This window comes from Pedobacter sp. 22226 (genome assembly GCF_052045455.1).
Taxonomy (GTDB): domain Bacteria; phylum Bacteroidota; class Bacteroidia; order Sphingobacteriales; family Sphingobacteriaceae; genus Pedobacter; species Pedobacter jeongneungensis.
Map to the genome: position 1 here is coordinate 73,997 of NZ_JBQEPB010000010.1, position 20,623 is coordinate 94,619.

The 20,623-nt window shown below is 38.7% G+C and carries 15 protein-coding genes; 6 read left to right on the forward strand and 9 right to left on the reverse strand.

Annotated features, from left to right (window positions below):
• Positions 1–59: 59 nt before the first annotated feature.
• The 6 genes from ACTJKC_RS21210 to ACTJKC_RS21235 all read right to left on the reverse strand — a co-directional run bounded on the left by ACTJKC_RS21210 (position 60) and on the right by ACTJKC_RS21235 (position 6,553).
• The gene (locus ACTJKC_RS21210) at positions 60–1,316 is read right to left on the reverse strand and encodes an anthranilate synthase component I family protein (protein ID WP_440795082.1); all 1,257 of its coding nucleotides are present in this window, start codon (positions 1,314–1,316) and stop codon (positions 60–62) included.
• A 185-nt stretch (positions 1,317–1,501) separates the two neighbouring features.
• Positions 1,502–1,807 carry a type II toxin-antitoxin system RelE/ParE family toxin gene (locus ACTJKC_RS21215; protein WP_440795084.1) on the reverse strand — a complete coding sequence of 102 codons (306 nt, stop codon included), beginning with the start codon at positions 1,805–1,807 and terminating at the stop codon, positions 1,502–1,504.
• Positions 1,801–2,028: a hypothetical protein gene (locus tag ACTJKC_RS21220; RefSeq protein ID WP_440795086.1), complete on the reverse strand. Its 228-nt coding sequence runs from the start codon at positions 2,026–2,028 to the stop codon at positions 1,801–1,803. The genes ACTJKC_RS21215 and ACTJKC_RS21220 overlap by 7 nt, the downstream gene beginning before the upstream one ends.
• Positions 2,029–2,349: 321 nt before the next feature.
• Positions 2,350–3,630, reverse strand: a complete 1,281-nt coding sequence (locus ACTJKC_RS21225) for an adenylosuccinate synthase (protein WP_344850372.1) — start codon at positions 3,628–3,630, stop codon at positions 2,350–2,352.
• A gap of 37 nt (positions 3,631–3,667) precedes the next feature.
• Entirely contained in the window at positions 3,668–4,165 is a 498-nt protein-coding gene (locus ACTJKC_RS21230) for a Fur family transcriptional regulator (RefSeq protein ID WP_025143668.1), read from the reverse strand.
• A 180-nt stretch (positions 4,166–4,345) separates the two neighbouring features.
• Entirely contained in the window at positions 4,346–6,553 is a 2,208-nt protein-coding gene (locus tag ACTJKC_RS21235) for a RelA/SpoT family protein (RefSeq protein WP_344850375.1), read from the reverse strand.
• A gap of 109 nt (positions 6,554–6,662) precedes the next feature.
• Here ACTJKC_RS21235 and ACTJKC_RS21240 point away from each other — a divergent pair, with 109 nt between their 5' ends.
• From ACTJKC_RS21240 to bshB1, 3 genes are read left to right on the forward strand one after another with little or no spacing between them, the layout of a single operon-like run.
• A complete protein-coding gene (locus tag ACTJKC_RS21240; RefSeq protein ID WP_344850377.1) occupies positions 6,663–7,277 on the forward strand; it encodes a DUF4294 domain-containing protein in 615 nt (204 codons plus the stop codon).
• A 6-nt stretch (positions 7,278–7,283) separates the two neighbouring features.
• Positions 7,284–7,796 carry a glutathione peroxidase gene (locus ACTJKC_RS21245; RefSeq protein WP_344850378.1) on the forward strand — a complete coding sequence of 171 codons (513 nt, stop codon included), beginning with the start codon at positions 7,284–7,286 and terminating at the stop codon, positions 7,794–7,796.
• Positions 7,797–7,803: 7 nt separating this feature from the next.
• Positions 7,804–8,520, forward strand: a complete 717-nt coding sequence (bshB1, locus tag ACTJKC_RS21250) for a bacillithiol biosynthesis deacetylase BshB1 (RefSeq protein WP_344850380.1) — start codon at positions 7,804–7,806, stop codon at positions 8,518–8,520.
• Positions 8,521–8,631: 111 nt separating this feature from the next.
• Here bshB1 and ACTJKC_RS21255 read toward each other — a convergent pair whose 3' ends face one another.
• Complete coding sequence (locus ACTJKC_RS21255) at positions 8,632–9,006, reverse strand: YtxH domain-containing protein (protein ID WP_344850382.1); 375 nt, start codon at positions 9,004–9,006, stop codon at positions 8,632–8,634.
• A gap of 137 nt (positions 9,007–9,143) precedes the next feature.
• Between ACTJKC_RS21255 and ACTJKC_RS21260 the strand changes: the two genes are divergently transcribed.
• On the forward strand, positions 9,144–10,505 hold the full coding sequence (locus tag ACTJKC_RS21260; protein ID WP_440795091.1) for an acyl-CoA dehydrogenase family protein: 1,362 nt from the start codon (positions 9,144–9,146) through the stop codon (positions 10,503–10,505).
• Between the two features lie 2,670 nt (positions 10,506–13,175).
• Here the strand turns inward: ACTJKC_RS21260 and ACTJKC_RS21265 are convergent.
• On the reverse strand, positions 13,176–13,577 hold the full coding sequence (locus ACTJKC_RS21265) for a hypothetical protein (protein WP_440795093.1): 402 nt from the start codon (positions 13,575–13,577) through the stop codon (positions 13,176–13,178).
• 2 nt (positions 13,578–13,579) lie between these two features.
• Positions 13,580–14,911, reverse strand: coding sequence for an L-lysine 6-transaminase (lat, locus tag ACTJKC_RS21270; protein ID WP_440795095.1), 1,332 nt, complete (start codon positions 14,909–14,911; stop codon positions 13,580–13,582).
• Between the two features lie 343 nt (positions 14,912–15,254).
• Between lat and ACTJKC_RS21275 the strand changes: the two genes are divergently transcribed.
• Together ACTJKC_RS21275 and ACTJKC_RS21280 are read left to right on the forward strand one after the other, a co-directional pair.
• A complete protein-coding gene (locus tag ACTJKC_RS21275; RefSeq protein ID WP_440795096.1) occupies positions 15,255–16,229 on the forward strand; it encodes a TPM domain-containing protein in 975 nt (324 codons plus the stop codon).
• 201 nt (positions 16,230–16,430) lie between these two features.
• Positions 16,431–20,477: a hybrid sensor histidine kinase/response regulator transcription factor gene (locus ACTJKC_RS21280; RefSeq protein WP_440795098.1), complete on the forward strand. Its 4,047-nt coding sequence runs from the start codon at positions 16,431–16,433 to the stop codon at positions 20,475–20,477.
• Positions 20,478–20,623: the final 146 nt, after the last annotated feature.

Here is a 20,623-nt window from a genome sequence, read left to right on the forward strand (position 1 = left end):
AATAAACTAATGAACTACTGACCAATGACTAATGAACGAGTCAACTAATGACTATTGAACTAATCTCCCAAAACCTTCAAAATAGCACTGGCTTTCAGCAAACACTCCTCATATTCTGAAGCCGCATCACTTTGGTAAGTAATCGCTCCTCCGACCTGAAAAGACAGATATTTTGATTCAGCGTTATATAAAATACTGCGGATAACCACGTTGAAATCGAAATCTCCATTAGGACTGATACAACCGAAAGAACCCGAATAAATGCCTCTTTTGGTTACTTCGTATTGCTCAATCAATTTCATGGCTTTAACTTTCGGTGCGCCCGTCATTGAACCCATTGGGAATGCATTTTTTATGGCATCGATAAAATGGATTTCAGGGTTTAATTCGCAACTAATAGTAGAAATCATCTGATGAACCTGAGGGAAGCTGTAGATGCCAAATAACTCATCAACCTTAACCGAACCTTTAACAGCTGATTTTGTAAGGTCGTGGCGCACTAAATCCACTATCATGACGTTTTCTGCCTGTTCTTTAATATCGTTTCTCAACCGCAATTTTATCGCTTCATCTTCTGCCGAATCGGAACTTCTTTTTGCTGTGCCTTTTATGGGTTGAGAAATCAGTTTTGAACCGCGTTTGCATAAGAATCTTTCAGGCGTTGCCGATAAGATATATTGATTATAGATTTTAAAATAGCCAGCAAATGGGGTAGGAGAAACGGTATTGAGCAGTTCGAAAGTTTGGACAGGATCTATCTCCGCATTTTCAGCAAAAAACTCCTGGCAGAAATTAACTTCATAGATATTGCCTCTTAAAATATGATCTCTTAACGCTTCTACTTTATCAATGTATTGATCTTTTGATAATTTTTGCGAAATCTGTAAAGTTTCCGATTCTTTATGTTTTTGCGGTTGAAACGATTCAATTTCTTCTAAAACCGTTTCCTCTCCGAGCAATATTTCAGCTTTTCCTTCTTTAAAAGCAATTAAGAAATTCGGTACAAAAAAGTATAAATCCGGAAAATTTAAGCCGTCAGGATTATTAGATTGAAGATCTTCTGTTTCGTTTTTTAAATCATAACTGAAAAAGCCGAAAATCCACTGTTTATGCGTATTGTAAAAGCTTTTCAGGTGTTCGAAAGCCTTTCCTGTTTCACATTTTAATTCATGTTTAACACCGGCTGCAATGATAAAATCATAGGCAGAATAGTCATCTTTATAATTATTAGAGTCTAAGAAACAGCAAACCTCGAACTGATTGGCCCAGTGTAAAGTTTTTTGTTTAAAATCGGGTATGTTTTGCAGGGTTTTCAAGCTGCCGCAAAGGTAAAAATAGAGATGATAATTGTAAGAAATTAATTTTTATCTTTTGATAACTATAATCCTCGTTTGCAACGAGGATTGGTAAGAGAAGCTATTTTATCGCTTAATTCTATCTATATAAATTGCAAATGTGAGTCTCAAGCATCTTTATTGTAAATGAAGACAATCACTTAAAATTAGTGTTTTTTAGGATTCATTTTTGTATGTCTAATCCTAAGTATTCTTATAACTTCATTCTCATTTCGATAGGATACTCTAAAATGATGTTTTTCGAAAGCACGATATGTCCCATCATTATTATTTTTGTATTGGTCAATCTTATGTTTTCCAGGTTGTAGAACTATATTACTTACGGCTTGGGTTAAATCATTAATAACCTTTGTTGCGTTTTGGATAGATTCCTTGCTGATGTATATATAGATTTCTCTTAATTGGTTTTTTGCCTGTTTAGTCCAAACAATTTCAATATTATTGGTTACCAATTTTTGATCTCATTTAATAATTCATTGTGAGAGATATAATTACCACTTTTAAACTCACTTTCAGCAGCTAAAAGCTCATTGTTATATTCCTCAATAGTTGTGTTCTGATTTTCTTTTTTTCCGTTTATAAACGCTTTAAGCATTTTTACTACAGAAGTTTTTTCGGCATCGTCTAGCTGGGTAAAATAATTTAGCATTTCGCTTTCTAAGATGGTTGCCATAATAAAGTTTTATATTCAAAAATAATCAAATTGATATTGAAAAACAAGCGTTTATAATTGCGATTAATAACGGGAATTAGTATGAAAAGCGGTTTTAAAGGAGTAACGTCATTTCGAGCGGAGTGCAACGCAGCCGAGAGATCTAACTAGAGATACTTCTAGATAGATCTCTCCATTTCGCTGTGCTACAGTCGAGATGACGACTTGATAGTAAATAGCGAATGACGCTTCAAACAAAAAAAGCAACCCGTTATAGATTGCTTTTTTGTTATAGACATCTCCATTTCGCTGCGATGCAGTAGAGATGACGATGCTGATTTTTTAATGTAATTCTAAAGTTTGTGCCCTGTCTGGTCCAACTGAAAGGAATTTAATTGGCACTTCCAGTTCTTTTTCCAAGAACGCGATGTATTCAGTTAATTTAGCTGGAATTTCATCAACAGAGGTGATTTTGGTTACATCAGTAGCCCAGCCGTCAATTGCTTTTAATACTGGTTTTGGTTCAATAGAAATAATGTCGTAAGGCATATAATCGATCGTTTCGCCATTATATTCGTAGTGTGTACAAGCATAAATGGTATCGAAAGTATCCAGGACATCGGCTTTCATCATAATCAATTCGGTTACACCGTTTAACATGATGGCATATTTTAATGCAGGAAGATCAATCCAGCCACAACGACGTGCACGACCTGTAGTTGCACCAAATTCGTGACCTAGTGAACGTAAATTTTCGCCAACTTCGTTATCTAACTCGGTAGGGAAAGGACCACCACCAACACGTGTGCAATAAGCTTTAAAGATACCATAAACCGCACCAACTTTATTAGGCGCAATACCCAAACCAGTACAGGCACCAGCAGTGGTAGTGTTACTAGAGGTTACAAAAGGATATGAACCAAAATCTACATCCAGTAATGTTCCCTGTGCACCTTCAGCTAAAACGGCTTTTCCTTCTTTTAAGAAGCCATTAACATAATGTTCGCTATCAACATGCGGAATGGTTTTTAAGAATTCGATCGCTTCAAAGAAAGATGCTTCTTTTTCAGCCAGTTCATATTCAAAACCTTCGTAATGAGAAAGAATTTCGGTATGTTTTTCAACTAATTTAGCATAACGCTCTTTAAAATCAGGTAGGGTCGTATCACCAACGCGTAAACCATTACGGCCGGTTTTATCCATATAAGTTGGACCTATACCTTTTAAAGTGGATCCGATTTTATTTTTACCCATGCGCGCTTCGTTAGCAGCATCCAGTAATTGGTGGGTGGGTAAAATTAAGTGTGCTTTACGGGCAATTACCAGTTTACCATCGGCAACAGGATCATGACCAGCTTTTTTTAAATTATCTAACTCTCTTTTTAGGATAATAGGGTCGATTACTACGCCATTACCGATAAGGTTCATGGTTTTTTCGTTAAAAATTCCTGAAGGGATGGTGTTTAAAACGAATTTTTTGCCATCAAACTCTAAAGTATGTCCGGCATTTGGGCCACCCTGAAAACGGGCAATAAGATCATATTTTGGACTTAGTACATCAACGATTTTTCCCTTTCCTTCATCGCCCCATTGCAGGCCGAGAAGTACATCTACTTGCGTCATTATTAATAAATTAAGCTGGTTTTATTTGAATTTTGATTTAATTTGCTTCAATTTTTGCAGCAGTTGCTGCACTTTCGTTAACTTTTCTGGCCATACTGCAATCAGAGCAGAAGCCATAAAGATTTAACGAATGGTGTTTAACATCAAATTTTAAAAGATCACCAACCATGGTTTGGATCTGGTGGATTCGGGGATCGCAGAATTCTACCACTTTACCACATTCGATACAGATTACGTGATCGTGCTGGCGGTAACCGTAAGATTTTTCGAATTGTGCCATATTTTTACCAAACTGGTGTTTGGTAACTAAATCGCATGAAACCAGTAATTCCAACGTATTATAAACTGTAGCACGGCTTACGCGGTACTTCTGGTTTTTCATATGGATATAAAGGGTTTCTACATCAAAGTGATCGTTTCTTGAATATATTTCTTCCAATATCGCGAAACGCTCTGGTGTTTTACGTAGATTTTTGTTTTCTAAATAAGCTTCAAAAATCTTGCGAACGAGCTCATTTGTTTTTTGTTCAGACATAGTATTTAAACTCCATTCAAAGGTAGGTAAATTGTTTGATTGTTCGAGCGTTAGATTGTTGAAATGTTGTAATAAGTCGGAGGTCAGGAAGTCAGAGGTCCGGAGTTTAAATCACAAATAGCTTGCGATTTATTTTTAAAATAATGACTTCATACTCCGGACTTCTGACTTTCAGACTAACTAGGCATCAAACCTGGTCACCCCGGTAACTCCTCTAACCTTTAATAAATTTTTAATCAGGTTTTCGAGATGTTCGGTATCATTTACAAAAATCATAATCGAGCCATCAAATATTCCTTCGTTGGTGTCGACCGTAATGGAACGCATATTCACCTTAAAATCTGTCGAAATTACCCTGGTAATGTTGTTAATCAAGCCTACATCATCAATACCTACAATGCGCAGGCCGGTTAAGAAAGTGAGTTCCTGTTGTTTATTCCATTTTGCTTTTACTACGCGATAACCGTAATTGGCCATCAATTGCGCAGCATTCGGACAGTTTGTACGGTGTATTTTAATGCCTTCACTTACCGTAATAAAGCCAAAAACATCATCGCCCGGGATCGGGTTACAACAGGCCGCAAGTGTATAATCAATGCGCTGCATGTCTTCACCAATGAGTAAAATGTCAGATTCTCCGCCTTTAATTTTATTCTTAATCCCGTCTACAGAAAGATTTTCAGGGCGTTCCGGTCCACGGTTTTCTACTTCTTTTTCGCTCGTCAGGTATTCTCTGATATCTTTCAGCTCGATTTTTCCGAGGGCTACATTTACAAAAAGCTCTTGTGTAGAAGGGAGTTTAAAGAAATAACTCAGTTTTTGAATGTTATCGGTATTGTAGGTTATTTTTAACGATTTTAGTTTTCTTTCTAAAATTTCCTTGCCATTTTCGGCAATTTTGCGTTTTTCTTCTTTTAGAGATGATTTAATCTTCGATTTTGCCTTTGCTGTAACCACCACATTCAGCCAATCTTCTTTTGGTGCCTGCTTGCTCGAGGTAATAATCTCTACCTGATCGCCATTTTGCAATTTATAAGAAATCGGAACCAGTTTATGGTTCACTTTAGCGCCGATACAGGTTGCGCCCACATCGGTATGGATCTCGAAAGCAAAATCTAAAGCTGTAGCACCCAATGGCAACTGGATCAATGCACCTTTTGGTGTAAAAATGAAAATCTCATCAGAGAAAAGGTTCATTTTAAAATCATCAAGGAAATCTAAAGCATTGGCTTCGGGATTACTCAGCATTTCGCGTACTTTCTGAATCCACTGATCCAGACCGTTATCATTGCTCGACTCTTTATACTTCCAGTGTGCTGCGAAACCTTTTTCTGCAATTTCGTTCATGCGTTGCGTACGGATCTGTACCTCAACCCATTGTCCGCGTGGACCCATTACCGTGGTGTGCAAACTTTCGTAACCATTTCCTTTTGGAGAAGAAACCCAGTCGCGTAAACGGTCCGGATTGGGACGGTATAAATCGGTTACAATCGAATAAGCTTTCCAGCAATCAGCTTTTTCATTTTCGGGAGCCGAATCCAGGATAATCCGGATGGCGAAAAGATCATATACCTCTTCAAAAGGAATATTTTTCTTTTTCATTTTGTTCCAGATGGAATGGATTGATTTTGGCCGGCCGTAAACATCGGCAACCAAACCCTGCTCATGTACGATTTCATCAATCGGCTCGACGAATTTTTTAATGAAAAGTGCACGTTCTGCTTTTTTCTCATTTAATTTTTTGGCGATAAATTTATAGGTATCGGGATCAAGATATTTCATGGAAAGATCTTCCAGTTCCGATTTTATCGCATATAAACCCAAACGATGGGCGAGTGGGGCGTATAAATAAATGGTTTCGGAAGCGATTTTAAGCTGCTTATGGCGCGGCATAAAATCCATCGTACGCATATTGTGCAAACGATCAGCCAGTTTAATCAAAATTACCCTAACATCATCGGCAAGGGTAAGCAGCATTTTACGAAAATTTTCTGCCTGTAAAGAGCTGTTGGTGTCAAAAACGCCCGAAATTTTGGTTAAACCATCTATAATTTTAGCAGTTTTCTTGCCAAATTCGCGTTCAATATCTTCTAAAGTGATGTCGGTATCTTCTACTACATCATGCAACAGGGCACATACAATTGAGGTTGTTCCGAGGCCAATTTCTTCTGCCGCAATCTGTGCCACGGCAATTGGGTGATAGATATATGGTTCGCCGGATTTACGGCGCATATCTTTATGGCTTTCGAGCGCCATATCGAAAGCTTTCCTGATTTCTTTTTTGTCGCCCTTTTGTAAAGTAGACTTGCTTGCCCGTAGTAATGCCCTATATCTTTTTAGAATTTCCTGCTTTTCCGCCTCTAAATCAATCACTAACTCTGTTTTCATTTGTATTTTTTGCGTAAAAATTGCGTCTTATTTCTGAATAAAACTTATATTAGTTTTGTGAAACAACTAATATATGAAATAACACCTAACTTTGTAAAAGTATAAATTTATGAAATTTAAAGGGCTCTTTTTTCTTTGTATTGTAATGATTTGTAGCATTTCGCTATGGGCACAGGAGCCTGCTGCCCCGGTGTTTCCAAAAATGGGCAAAAGTGATACGATAAGAGTGGCCTCAACAAATGATAATGGTGTAATGATTCCGTGGATGCAGCTTAATGAGGTAAGCATTTATGCAGCAAGGATCTGGAAATCGCCGGCGGAGCAGGCTGCCTATAACCGATTAAGATACAATGTGTTAAAGGTTATGCCTTATGCGCTGTTTGCCAAGCGCCGGTATGAGCAATTAGAACAGGATTTGGCCAGAACACCGGAGAAAAAAGAGCAGAAACAGCTGGTTAAGCAATGTGATAAAGAAATTAAAGACATGTTTAACCGCGAAATAAAAGAATTAACAATTACTCAGGGGCAGATTTTAACGAAACTGATCGACCGTGAAGTGGGGCGCACAACTTATGAAATTGTAAAACAGACCAAAGGTGGTTTTGCAGCATTTTCTTATCAGATTGTTGCGCGTGTGGTTGGACATAATTTAAAAAGCACTTACGATCCTAATGAGGACAGGGATATCGAATCGATTATCCGCACCTCAGGATTTTATCAATAACATATAATGCAGGAACGCATTCCGAATATTTATTCATTTAAGGTTAAGAAAATTAATGGCGAAGAACAGCCATTATCAGCCTACCGCAACAAAGTTGTTTTAATTGTAAATACAGCTTCCGAATGTGGCTTTACCCCTCAGTTAAAAGAATTACAGCAACTTAAAGATGAGATTAATCATCCTGATTTTGAAATTCTCGGTTTTCCCACCAACGATTTCGGGAAGCAGGAGCCTTTAAACGGTTCGGATATTGCTTCTTTTTGTGAGATTAACCATGGCGTAAAATTCCCTGTTTTTGATAAGATTATGGTGCGTGGTGCACATGCTCATCCGCTTTATCAGTTTTTGAGCGATAAAAAGCAAAATTCAAAATTAAGTTCCAAGCCCCGTTGGAACTTCCATAAATATATTGTGAACAAAAATGGCGAACTGGTAGATTATTTTTTACCCTTCACCAAGCCACTGAGTTCGAAAATTAAAAAGAAAATTCAGCAGTTGCTGAACCAAAATGCCCAATAGAATACAGATGAAATTAGATATTTTAGTTATAGCCGTGCACCCTGATGATGCAGAGCTTTGCTGTTCAGGTACGATTTTAAAACATATTGCCCTCGGTAAAAAAGTTGGAATTGTAGATTTAACGCGTGGCGAACTGGGTACACGTGGTACTGCAGAGACCAGGGATGAAGAAGCAGCAGATTCGGCGAAAATTTTAGGCTTACATGCCCGCGAAAATCTGGGTATGCGTGATGGTTTTTTTCAGAATGATGAGTTTCACCGTTTGGAGGTGATAAAAGTGATCAGGAAATACCAGCCAGAGATTATTTTAAGCAATGCGTTGGAAGACCGTCACCCGGATCATGGCAGGGCAGGCGACCTGGTTTACGATTCGGTATTTTTATCGGGTTTGCCAAAAATCGAAACTTCGGTGGATGGTGTAAATCAGGAAGCACACCGCCCGAGGTTGCTGTTGCAGTACATACAGGATAGGTATTTAAAGCCTGATATTATTGTGGACATCACCGAACATATCGATAAGAAAATAGAGTCCATTAAGGCTTTTAAAACACAATTCTACAATCCTGATGTAGAAGGATTACAAACTTATATTTCTTCGCCGGAATTTTTTGAAAGTATGATTGGCCGTGCGAGGGAATTTGGTAAAAGCATCGGTGCTACTTTTGGCGAAGGTTTTACTTCGAGGAAATTGTTAGGTGTAGATAATTTATTTGATTTGAGGTAGCCAGTTACCTATCCGTCTTTTTCTCCCGTTTTAATCAATTAATTTTATGGTAATGGGAAAAATAAAAAAGGCAAGCCTGAACGGTTTGCCTTTTTCGTTTAAAACAGATGGTTATTTATTGGCATCAAGATTACCTTTAATTTCACCAGCTTTGAAAGCAGCCTGAGTTTTAAGGTCATCAACCTTATCTGCAGCTTTATCTGCCAAATCACTTGCTTTATCTTTCAGGTTTTCGCCCGTAGCTTCTGCATTTCCCTTGGCTTCGCCTGCAGCAAATGCGCCTTTTGTTTTTAACTCATCGTACTTGTCTTCAGCTTTGTCTTTTAACTCTTCGGCTTTGTCTTTTACATTTTCCCATGTATCCTCTGCCTTGTCCTTAACGTCTTCCCAGGCATCTTCTGCTTTATCTTTTAATTCGTTAAGTTTGTTTTTTGCTTTATCGAAGAAGCTCTCTTCTTGGCCCTGATTTTGATTTTCTATACTCATGGTTAGTTAAATTTTTCAGGTTAACAATCCGAATCAGGTATAGTTTTTACATTTTTAGCGTTGGCCTGTTAATGTCAAAATTTTTATCACAAAACAACAAAAACACCCTTCATTTGTTATTCTCAAAACGAATAATAATGGCGAATATATTCTCATCTCTCAAAAATGCGTACAATCTTTTTAAACATGTAGATTTCGATAAGCTAGAAGCTTTATCGAAAAAAGTCGATTTACCCAAAATGGTCGAAACGATATCAAACCTGGATGATAAACAGATCCAGGACATGATGAAAATGATGGGAGGATCGCATAAAAAGAGAGAATTACCCCCGATTGAAGGCGATTTCTATCATTTAGGTGATGAAGCGTTAAAAGATGAAGACCGCGAATTACAACTAAAAGTTCGTGCTTTTTTAGAGAAAGAAGTAAAACCCATTGTAAATCATTATTGGAACAAAGCTGAGTTTCCTTTCGAAATTATACCAAAACTGGCCGAACTCAATATCTGTGGCTTAACCTATAAAGGTTATGGCTGTCCGGGTAAATCAAATTTAATGGAAGGTATTTTAGCTATGGAAATGGCGCGGATTGATACCTCAATTTCTACTTTTTTTGGGGTGCAGAGCGGTTTGGCCATGGGATCGATTTATTTGTGCGGATCGGAAGAACAAAAACAGCAATGGCTGCCGCTGATGCAGCAATTTAAAATTATCGGTGCCTTTGGCTTAACTGAGCCCGAAGTGGGGTCTGCAGCAGCGGGAGGCTTAACCACCACCTGTAAAAAAGTTGATGGCAAATGGGTGTTAAACGGGCAGAAAAAGTGGATTGGTAACGCAACTTTTGCTGATATCCTGATTATTTGGGCCCGCGATGAGGAAAGCGGCGAGGTTAAAGGTTTTATTGTAAAAAAAGATAATCCGGGTTTTGCTGTAGAAAAAATGCAGGATAAGATGGCCCTTCGCATTGTGCAAAATGGAATTATTACCTTAACCAATTGTGAGGTAGAAGAAGCTGATCGCCTCCAGAATGCAAATTCATTTAAGGATACGGCCAAAGTGCTGCAGATGACCAGGGCAGGTGTGGCCTGGCAAGCGGTAGGTTGCGCCAGGGGAGCCTACGAGAATGCGTTAGAATATACCCGCACCAGGAAACAATTTGGTAAACCCATTGCCTCTTTTCAATTGATCCAGAACCATCTGGTAGAAATGCTATCGAATTTAACAGCTATGCAAACATTGTGTTTCAGGCTATCTCAATTGCAGGATCAGGGTTTGTTGAAAGATGAGCATGCTTCATTAGCTAAAGTATTCTGTTCGTTAAGAACACGCGATGTGGTAAGTAAAGCCCGTGAAGTAATGGGAGGCAACGGCATTTTGCTCGAATATAATGTAGCCCGTTTTGTGGCCGATGCCGAGGCTATTTATTCGTATGAGGGTACAAAAGAAATTAATACGCTAATTGTAGGCCGGGCGATAACCGGGTTCTCCGCTTTTGTGTAGGGGAACTAATAAAGTTTTACAAGGCAAAAGTATAGGCATTACTTCATGAGTTTAATTATATGAGATGTTTGTCAGTGTGAGGGATAATTAATTTTATAAAAATCAATATGAATGACAGAAGAATCTTCGCGCAATGATAAGCCGCTAAGTTCGTCATTGCGAGAAGGCTTTTTCAGCCGACGAAGCAATCTTTCTAACAATGATCGCTAGCAGGAAAGATTGCTTCGTCGTTCCTCCTCGCAATTGACTACCTTTCTAAATCTGTCAATGGTAGCGTATTCGAAGACTTTTAGTTAAATTTAAAAGAGCATCAATAATCAAAATTTAGCTTTTTATGGTTCAGAAACGGATGTGAGTATTTCATAGCTGCTGTAGCCCTGCCATTCGCTGCAATCTTTTTGCGGGTTTTGAAGTGCCGGGGTTTAAAGCAGTGTTTCATGGTCTGGAGATGCTTCGTGCCTCAGCATGACAGCATATTAAAAGTTAGTGCAAGCAAAAAGGATTTTCGCTGCTGTCAGGTTTATTAAACAATGGTTGGTTCATAAAGACAAACTTCCGTGGTCTGTGTGCTCACAGACCATTTTCGGTTATCTCTCAATAATGTTATTCTGTTCTGGGAAGACACATATCGGGGAGGCGGTGCTTGTCGGTCTGAACGTAGTCGAATACTGATGAGTTTGATAAATAGCAGGATTTTTATGGTTTAGAAATGGATGTGAGTATTTCATAGGTGCTGTAGTCCTGCCATTCTCTGCAATCTTTTTTGCGGGTTTTGAAGTGCCGGGGTTTAAAGCAGTGTTTCATGGTTGCAGATGCTTCGTTCCTCAGCATGACAGCATATTAAAGGATCTTGCAAGCAAAAAGGATTTTCGCTGCTGTCAGGTTTATTAAACAATGGTTGGTTCATAAAGACAAACTTCCGTGGTCTGTGTCCTGATAGACCATTTTCGGTTATCTCTCAATAATGTTATTCTGTTCTGTGAAGACACATATCGGGGAGGCGGTGCTTGTCGGTCTGAGCGTAGTCGAATACTGATGAGTTTGATAAATAGCAGGATTTTTATGGTTTGGAAATGAAATGTGAGTATTTCATAGGTGCTGTAGTCCTGCCATTCGCTGCAATCTTTTTGCGGGTTTTGAAGTGCCGGGGTTTAAAGCAGTGTTTCATGGTTTGCAGATGCTTCGTACCTCAGCATGACAGCATATTAAAAGTTAGTGCAAGCAAAAAGGATTTTCGCTGCTGTCAGGTTTATTAAACAATGGTTGGTTCATAAAGACAAACTTTCGTGGTCTGTGTCCTCATATACCATTTTCGGTTATCTCTCAATAATGTTATTCTGTTCTGTGAAGACACATATCGGGGAGGCGGTGCTTGTCGGTCTGAGCGTAGTCGAATACTGATGAGTTTGATAAATAGCAGGATTTTGAGGAATTGGAAAGGGAAAGTAAGTATTTCATAGGTGCTGTAGTCCTGCCATTCTCTGCAATCTTTTTGCGGGTTTTGAAGTGCCGGGGTTTAAAGCAGTGTTTCATGGTTTGCAGATGCTTCGTACCTCAGCATGACAGCATATTAAAAGTTAGTGCAAGCAAAAAGGATTTTCGCTGCTGTCAGGTTTATTAAACAATGGTTGGTTCATAAAGACAAACTTCCATGGTCTGTGTCCTCACAGACCATTTTCGGTTATCGCTCAATAATGTTATTCTGTTCTGTGAAGACACATATCGGGGAGGCGGTGCTTGTCGGTCTGAGCGTAGTCGAATACTGATGAGTTTGATAAATAGCAGGATTTTTATGGTTTGGAAATGAATGTAAGTATTTCATAGGGGCTGTAGTCCTGCCATTCGCTGCAATCTTTTTGCGGGTTTTGAAATGCCGGGGTTTAAAGCAGTGTTTCATGGTTTGCAGATGCTTCGTAACTCAGCATGACAGCATATTAAAAGTTAGTGCAAGCAAAAAGGATTTTCGCTGCTGTCAGGTTTATTAAACAATGGTTGGTTCATAAAGACAAACTTCCGTGGTCTGTGTCCTCATATACCATTTTCGGTTATCTCTCAATAATGTTATTCTGTTCTGTGAAGACATATATCGGGGAGGCAGTGCTTGTCGGTCTGAGCGTAGTCGAATACTGATGAGTTTGATAAATAGCAGGATTTTTATGGTTTAGAAATGAATGTAAGTATTTCATAGGTGCTGTAGTCCTGCCATTCTCTGCAATCTTTTTGCGGGTTTTGAAGTCCGGGGTTTAAAGCAGTGTTTCATGGTTTGCAGATGCTTCGTGCCTCAGCATGACAGCATATTAAAAGTTAGTGCAAGCAAAAAGGATTTTCGCTGCTGTCAGGTTTATTAAACAATGGTTGGTTCATAAAGACAAACTTCCATGGTCTGTGTCCTCACAGACCATTATTCTTGTTTTACCGCGATGATATTTTTTCCGTTCTGTGCGGACACAGACCGGGGATTTGGTTTCTCGGGTACCAGCTTTGTAACTAAACCCGATTGGCGTGGATGCCGATTTTTTTCCAATCGGCAGGAACAAAAGCGGGACTGAAAATGCCAGGTACACAAAACCCTTCGTTTCCAAATCAATAAAAAATCAAAATTTACGGAAATTAGCCTATTATTTATTCCTTTCTGTAAGGACACAGACCGGGGAACCAGACGAAATTTTATTAATAAGGATTTTTATTAAATGCCACCTGGCTCATCGCACTTTTTTCATATAAGGCAATACAGGCTTTATTAAAAGCAGGATCAAAGTTTACTTCTCCAGGCTGTAAGGTTTTTGGAACATTTCCGTTTTGCATGAAGAAGTACACTTTTGTATTTCCGTATTTGGTATGCGGCATTAAATTACCGTAATCTTCCATCTCTTTCCATACCGAATCTTTAACCGTTACCACGTAAATCCGTTGCACAGGTCCGGTATTATTGGCGTTTCTATACTTTACAATTTCTTTGAAACCAGCTTTCATATCTTCAATGCCTGGCTGGTTAAAGGTATCTTTCACAATAAAGAAAGTTAAAACCAGAACAACAGCAACAATCAGGTAGGAGAGGGATTTTTTCTTCATGCCTACAATAAAGGCAATATTTTTTCCATAACCGTCAAGCCTTCGTCAATATGCTTTTGTTCGATGCAAAGCGCGGGACGGAAACGTATGGTTTTCTCGCCACAGCCCAAAAACATTACGTTGTTTTCCAATCCTTTACTGATAAAAGCATTCCGCATTTCTTTGGTAGGGAAATCGAAAGAACATAACAGGCCTTTTCCACGTACATTGCTCATTTGATCGAACTGATGTGATAACTTTTCTAAGTTTTCTTTTAAATAAGCACCTACTTTTGCTGCATTTTCACACAACTGGTCTTCTTCTATAATCTGTAAAATCTGCGTAGAGCGTACCATATCTACTAAATTACCTCCCCAGGTAGAATTGATGCGGCTGGGAACTTTAAATACATTGGTTTCAATTTCATCTACCTTATTGCCAACCAGGATACCGCAAACCTGCATTTTTTTACCGAAAGCAATAATATCTGGTCGGGCTTTTTCGCTAAAATGCTGGTGACACCAGAATTTGCCGGTTAAACCAACACCTGTTTGTACTTCATCATAAATTAAAAAAGCTTCATTTTCATCCGCTAATGTTTTAAGCCGGATCAAAAACTCTTCCCGTAAGTGGTTATCGCCGCCTTCTGATTGTATCGGTTCAATAATAATGGCGCAAATTTCATCTTTATTTTCAGCAAATGCCCTTTTGATCTGCGCCAGCGAAGCTTCTTCGGTTTCGATGGCATGGTTTAAATGATTGCCAGAGAGTGGGAATTTAACTTCCGGAACGGCAACCCTCGGCCAGTCGAATTTGGCAAACCATTTGGTTTTATCGGGCAGGGTATTGGTTAAACTTAAAGTATAGCCGGTACGGCCGTGAAAAGCCCTTTCGAAGTGTAAAACCTTAAAACCTTTTTCTTCCGTATATCCTTTGCTAAAGTTTTTTTGAACCTTCCAGTCCATGGCTACTTTTATTGCATTTTCTACTGCTAAGCCGCCGCCCGCAATAAAAAAAGCATGAGGCAAATAATCTGGAATCCCAACTTGCGAAAATGTTTCTACAAACTGTGCATATTGCTGGGTGTAAACATCCGAATTTGAAGGATTGGCCAAAGCAGCCTGAAAGAGGCTTTTCTTAAATCCCTCATCATTGATCATTTTAGGGTGATTATAGCCCAAGGGAACAGATGCAAAACAGGTAAAAAAATCGAGCAGAGTTCTGTTGTATTTCGAATCATAAATGTAGGCACCATGACTCTTTTCCATATCGTAGGTGAGGTCGAAACCATCGGCCAGAATGTGCTTTCTTAACGATTCGTTAACGCGATCTGCAGGTACTGTTAATTGATACATAAACTTGGTTTTGGTATATTTCAAATTTAGTAAAATGTGCCTGCAATCAAAATTTAAGCACTTTTTGTGAGGATTCATCAAAAAATAGGTTTAAACTGTTTAAAGTATGATTATAGACAAAATCAGGTTTTGGACTTCACAGATGTGGAAAACTTTTTTGCTAAAAATAGGAACCAGAGCCCTGCCATGTACACTCATTTCAGGTTTATCCGGAGTTTCCTTCCAAGCCCGGATCCTTGTTTTGGATGGTTAGTGTTTTGCACTTCATTAAAATCAAATGACCTGCCTCTTCAATATTTAGTTTTAAAAAAAATAATATTAATTTGGCTGTATAATTTAAATCATGAAATATACTTTATCGCTCTTGCTACTTTTTGTAGCGCTTACTACATTTGCGCAAATCCCTAAACCTATAAAAGATACCTATGTAAATGATTTTGCCAAGGTTCTGTCGAAATCGCAAATTAAAAATTTAAACGATTCCATTAATCTGATCGAGAAAAATTCCGGCGTACAGCTTGCTATTGTAATTGTAAATGAGATTCCAAAAGAATATGATATTGAAGAATATTCGTTGCTTATTGCACGCAGATGGAAAGTTGGGAATAAAGAAGATGGTTTAGTGTACGTAGCTGCTGTTAACCAGCGTAAACAACGACTTGAAGTAGCCCGTAATCTTGAACCCATTTTTACTCCCGAAAACAGTCAGGATGTGTTAACAAAAACCAAAGCACATTTTCGTTTAAAGCATTATGGAAAAGGCATAGCGGCGTTAGTTTCAACTATCGCATTTAAACTCGATAGTGCCGGTTATGGTAATGCAGCGCAGGCCGTTCAGCCATTAGCGGCTGTTAATGAAACGAATGTTAAAGCACCAGCTCAAAAAACAGCTGATTCAGGCCCGTCATTAAATATTATTTTAGGAGTGCTTGTAGGAATCGTTCTTTTCTCCTTTTTTATGGCTTTCCGGTCTGGAGCAAGAAGATATAACGGATATCAGGGAGGCTATAACAATAGTGGCAGAAGTAATTTTGGTTCATTTGCTTCAGGTGCGGCAACTGGTTTTTTCTTAAATGAATTATTAGGCAGGCGCAGAAATAACAACCAGCAATATCGCATGGATCAGGAAAATCATAACCTGCATAATGAAGATTCCCAAAGTGCAGGCAATACAAGTATTTTTGGAAATTGGGGATCATCCAGGGGAAGCTCTGGCAGCAGCAACTCCTCTTCAGGTGGTGGTAGCTCCTCTTCCGGCGGTGGCAGTTCTTCTTCAAGCGGTGGGTTTTCAGGTGGGGGCGCGTCATCAGATTGGTAAAACAGCAAAATAGTTTCTGTTCATAACAGTATTTATTGCCTCTCATGAAAATGAGGGGCTTTTTTTTGCTGAAAAGTATTTTTTAATTCCGTCCGGGGTTTTAAATGTTAATGTTACGTTTATTTGTGCCAAAATTAATCCTGCCTTAATTTATTTTGTATCTTCGTTTTAACCAAATAACACACCGTTTCTAAAAAATATATGTTTAAAAATCTTAAGATTTTTCTGATTCTTATAGTTTTTTCTGTAATCCATGTTGATTTGGTCCTTGCCCAAAATAATCTGTTCTCGGTAAAGTACATCGGTGTAGAAAAAGGCCTGTCTAATAATATTGTAAACTCCCTGTACCTGGATCATTTTGGTTTTATCTGGATGGGCACCTACGATGGACTAAACCGTTACGATGGTTATGGATTTAAAGTTTTCAGAAATAACTGGGGCATTGAAAATTCGCTGGTAAACAATCACATCACAGCGCTCAATGGCAGTGACGATAAAATCTGGATCGGTACCCAAAAAGGGATCTCTTATTATAGCTACTCAGACGGTGAATTCCACAGCCTTAAATACCTTGAAAAAGGTAAGTTGAACAACCTGTCTTTTTCGGTTAATTCGATTGCTGCAGATCAGGGTTCGAATGTTTTTATTGCTACAGATGAGCATGGGTTGTTTCTATTAAAAAAGAATGCGCCACATGCTGGGTTTGTAGGTTTAAATGGAGGTAAAATGCATGCCGTGAAAGGTTTGTGTGTTGATGAAAAGCGAGATCTGTGGTTTTATGCCAAAGATTACGGCTTATGCAGGTATCATATCCAAAACGGGAAAACCCAGTTAAACAATTCGAAAATAAGAAATGTAACCGCCATTGTTAATGGTAAAAACGGAACGCTCTGGATAGGTACCGAGCATGGTTTATACATTTTTGATAAAGCCGCCAACAGCCTTAAACAGGTAGACCATTACCCGGTTGCAGATAACATTATGGGGCTGATGCTTGATGGCGGGGGAAAGTTATGGGTATCAACCGATGGCAACGGACTTAGGGTGTATGATACGAAGCTTAAAAGTTTAAACAGTTTACCCACCGGGCGCAATAAGGGTTTTATATCGAGTAATTCCATCGGGCAGGTGATTGAAGATGGCGAGAAAAGAAAATGGATTGCTACGCTGCGGGGAGGGGTTAACATCATCGATCAGGAAAATGCGCAGTTCCAGACGATCAAAAATGACCCTCTGAACAAAAATTCGCTGATTAATAATTTTGTGCTTTCTTTTTGCGAAGATAGCACGCAAAACATATGGATTGGTACTGATGGCGGCGGTTTAAGTGTTTGGAACAGAAAGACCAATAGATTTGCCAATTATTCGAAAAATGGAGAAAACGGGGGCTTAAAAAGCAATTTTATCACCAGTATATTGAGTGATGACGAAAATAATGTTTGGGTAGGGAGCTTTAGTGGCGGCATCGACCGCTTTGACAGGCGATCAGGTAAATTTATCCATTACAGGTGCTTCAATAGCACAAGGGGTTTTGATGATATTAATATCTGGAAACTCTTTTTGGATAAAAGCAAAAACATCTGGGCGGGTACCACGCGTGGCGGTGCATTGTACCTGTATAATAAAAATTCAGATAAATTTGAGCTTTTTGATAACAGGCTTAAAGATATCCATACGCTATTCGAAGATACGGAAGGCAATCTTTGGGCGGGTAATTATGCACAGCTGATTAAGGTAGACAGAAAATCTAAAAAACATGTCTATTTTACCGTCAATACCGCTATAAGGGCCATAAACGAAGATGCCAAACATATGTTATGGATAGGCACCGAAGGCGGGGGACTTTTGTGCTTTAATCCCCGTACCAGAAAATTTAAACGCTATTTTGAAAAGGACGGATTGCCCAGTAATTCCGTATTAAATATTTTACCCGATAAAAACGGCAGTTTTTGGTGCAGCACTTACAATGGTTTATCGCAATACAATCCTGCAACAGGAAAATTTAAAAGTTATTATGCTTCCGATGGATTGCAGAGTAATCAGTTTAATTATAATGCGGCAATAAAATTAAAAGACGGGGCTTTTCTCTTCGGGGGCACAGCAGGTTTTAACCTGTTCTATCCATCAAAAATAAAGCAGAACCGTAGGGTGCCAAAAATTGTGCTCACCGATTTCAGGATCAACAATATTCCGCTCAATCAGGATTCTGCCTATAAAAATACAACCGTAGTAAACCTGCAAAAAATTTCAATCCCTTATAATGCTGCGGTAATTTCTGTTGATTATGCTGCCATTGAATTTTCCTTCCAGGATCAGATTTCCTATGCCTATTATTTAGAAGGCTGGGACAGGGACTGGAACTATGTAAACAAACTTTCTACAGCCTATTATTCGAGGCTGGATGAAGGCGAATATAAATTGCACATTAAAAGTACGGATACCGAAGGTAACTGGAGCAATAACGAAAAAATTATCGCCATCAGGATTCTGCCGCCCTGGTACCGTACCTGGTGGGCTTTTGCAGCTTATATTGTTTCGCTTTCTGCTGCAGTTTATGTTTTTCAGACTTACCGAAACAGGCAGCGCAATTTAAAACACGAGATCGAAATCACTAACCTCAAAATGGAACGTGAAAAAGACCTGAACGAGAAAAAACTTGATTTCTTTACCAACATTTCGCATGAATTACGGACACCACTTACCCTGATTGTTAACCCGATTAAAGATATTTTGAGCAGTAAGGAAGCCGGACAAGAAAAAAACGACCTGAACGTTGTGTACCGCAATTCGAGGCGCTTGTTAAGCCTGGTAGATCAGTTGCTCCTTTTCAGAAAAATGGAGAGTGAAAATGATGCCTTGAACATCGTAAAAATAAACCTCTACAAATTTGCCAAAGAAATATTCTTATGCTTCGGTTATACCGCAAAAAACAATAACATCAATTACATTTTCGAATGCGAAGATGAAAGCATCGAGATTTATGCGGACAGGGATAAGCTGGAGATCATTCTGTTTAATCTTTTATCTAATGCTTTAAAATTTACCCCAATGAGCGGGATGGTGAAATTAAGCATCGTTACGCATCAAAACGGAGTTAAAATTGAAGTGAGCGATAATGGTCCGGGCATTTCTAATGAGGTTTCAGAAAAACTCTTCGATAAATTTTATAAAGCTGCCGGTAAAGAATCGTTAAAAATGGGATTTGGAATCGGTTTATACCTGGTAAAAAGTTTTGTAGAACTCCATAAGGGCAAAATTTATTTTTCGTCGGTTAAAGGAGAAGGTACCACATTTTCGATAGAGATGCCTTTGGGAGAATCTCCAGCCGAACCGGTAGATTGTGCAGATGGCGATCAGTTGCTTTATGTAAACGAACTGATTACACAGGAAGAGGAAAGCCCTGATTATGCAGAACAGGAAAGTAAGGGAAACCTTGAACTGCTGATTTCTGATTTGCATAGCATCCTCGTTGTGGATGACAATACAGAAATTATCGGCTACATTAAACAGATTTTTCAGGATAAGTTTAAAATTTATAATGCTACCAATGGTATCGACGGGCTAAAAATATGCAAAGATGTTTTGCCCGATATTATCATTTCGGATGTTAACATGGATGGCCTTAACGGTATTGAGCTTTGCCGGGCCGTTAAAGAGGATTCAGAACTGAGCCACATTCCGGTAATCCTGCTTACGGCCGATCCGAGCGCCGAGGTGCGTTTAAGTGGTATAGAAGTGGGCGCCTACGATTTCATCAGTAAACCTTTCGACAAGGAACTTTTTTCGGCCAAAATTAATGGCATCATTAAAAACAGGCAAAACCTGCAATCGTATTTTTATAATGAGATTACGCTTAAATCAGATGCCCATAAGGTTTCTCAGGAAGACAGGGGCTTTTTGCAAAACTGTATTAACATTATTGAAGATAACCTTACCGAAGAAAACTTTAGCGTAAAAATCCTGGCTTCTGCATTGGGAATGAGCCATTCTAACCTCTATAAACGCATCAGGGCAACTTCCGGGCAATCGGTAAGTAGTTTTGTAAGGTTTATCCGTTTAAGAAAAGCAGCAGAATTACTGATCAATACCAACCTTAACATTAACGAGGCTGCTTTTAGGGTAGGCATTAATGATATTAAATATTTTAGGGAGCATTTCCAGAAATTATTCAACTTAACCCCCTCAGAGTTTGTAAAAAAACACCGTAAAACTTTTCATAAATATTATAACCTAAACTCGCTCGGTTAACTTAATCAGGCCATATAAATGTATTTTTCCTAAATCACCCCCTGTAAAGTATGATTTACCCCCCTGTTACTAAGCGTAAAAAGTTGCTATTTAGCCTAACCAAATATAAACAGGAATCACCATTGTAAATTTAACATGCTTTTACC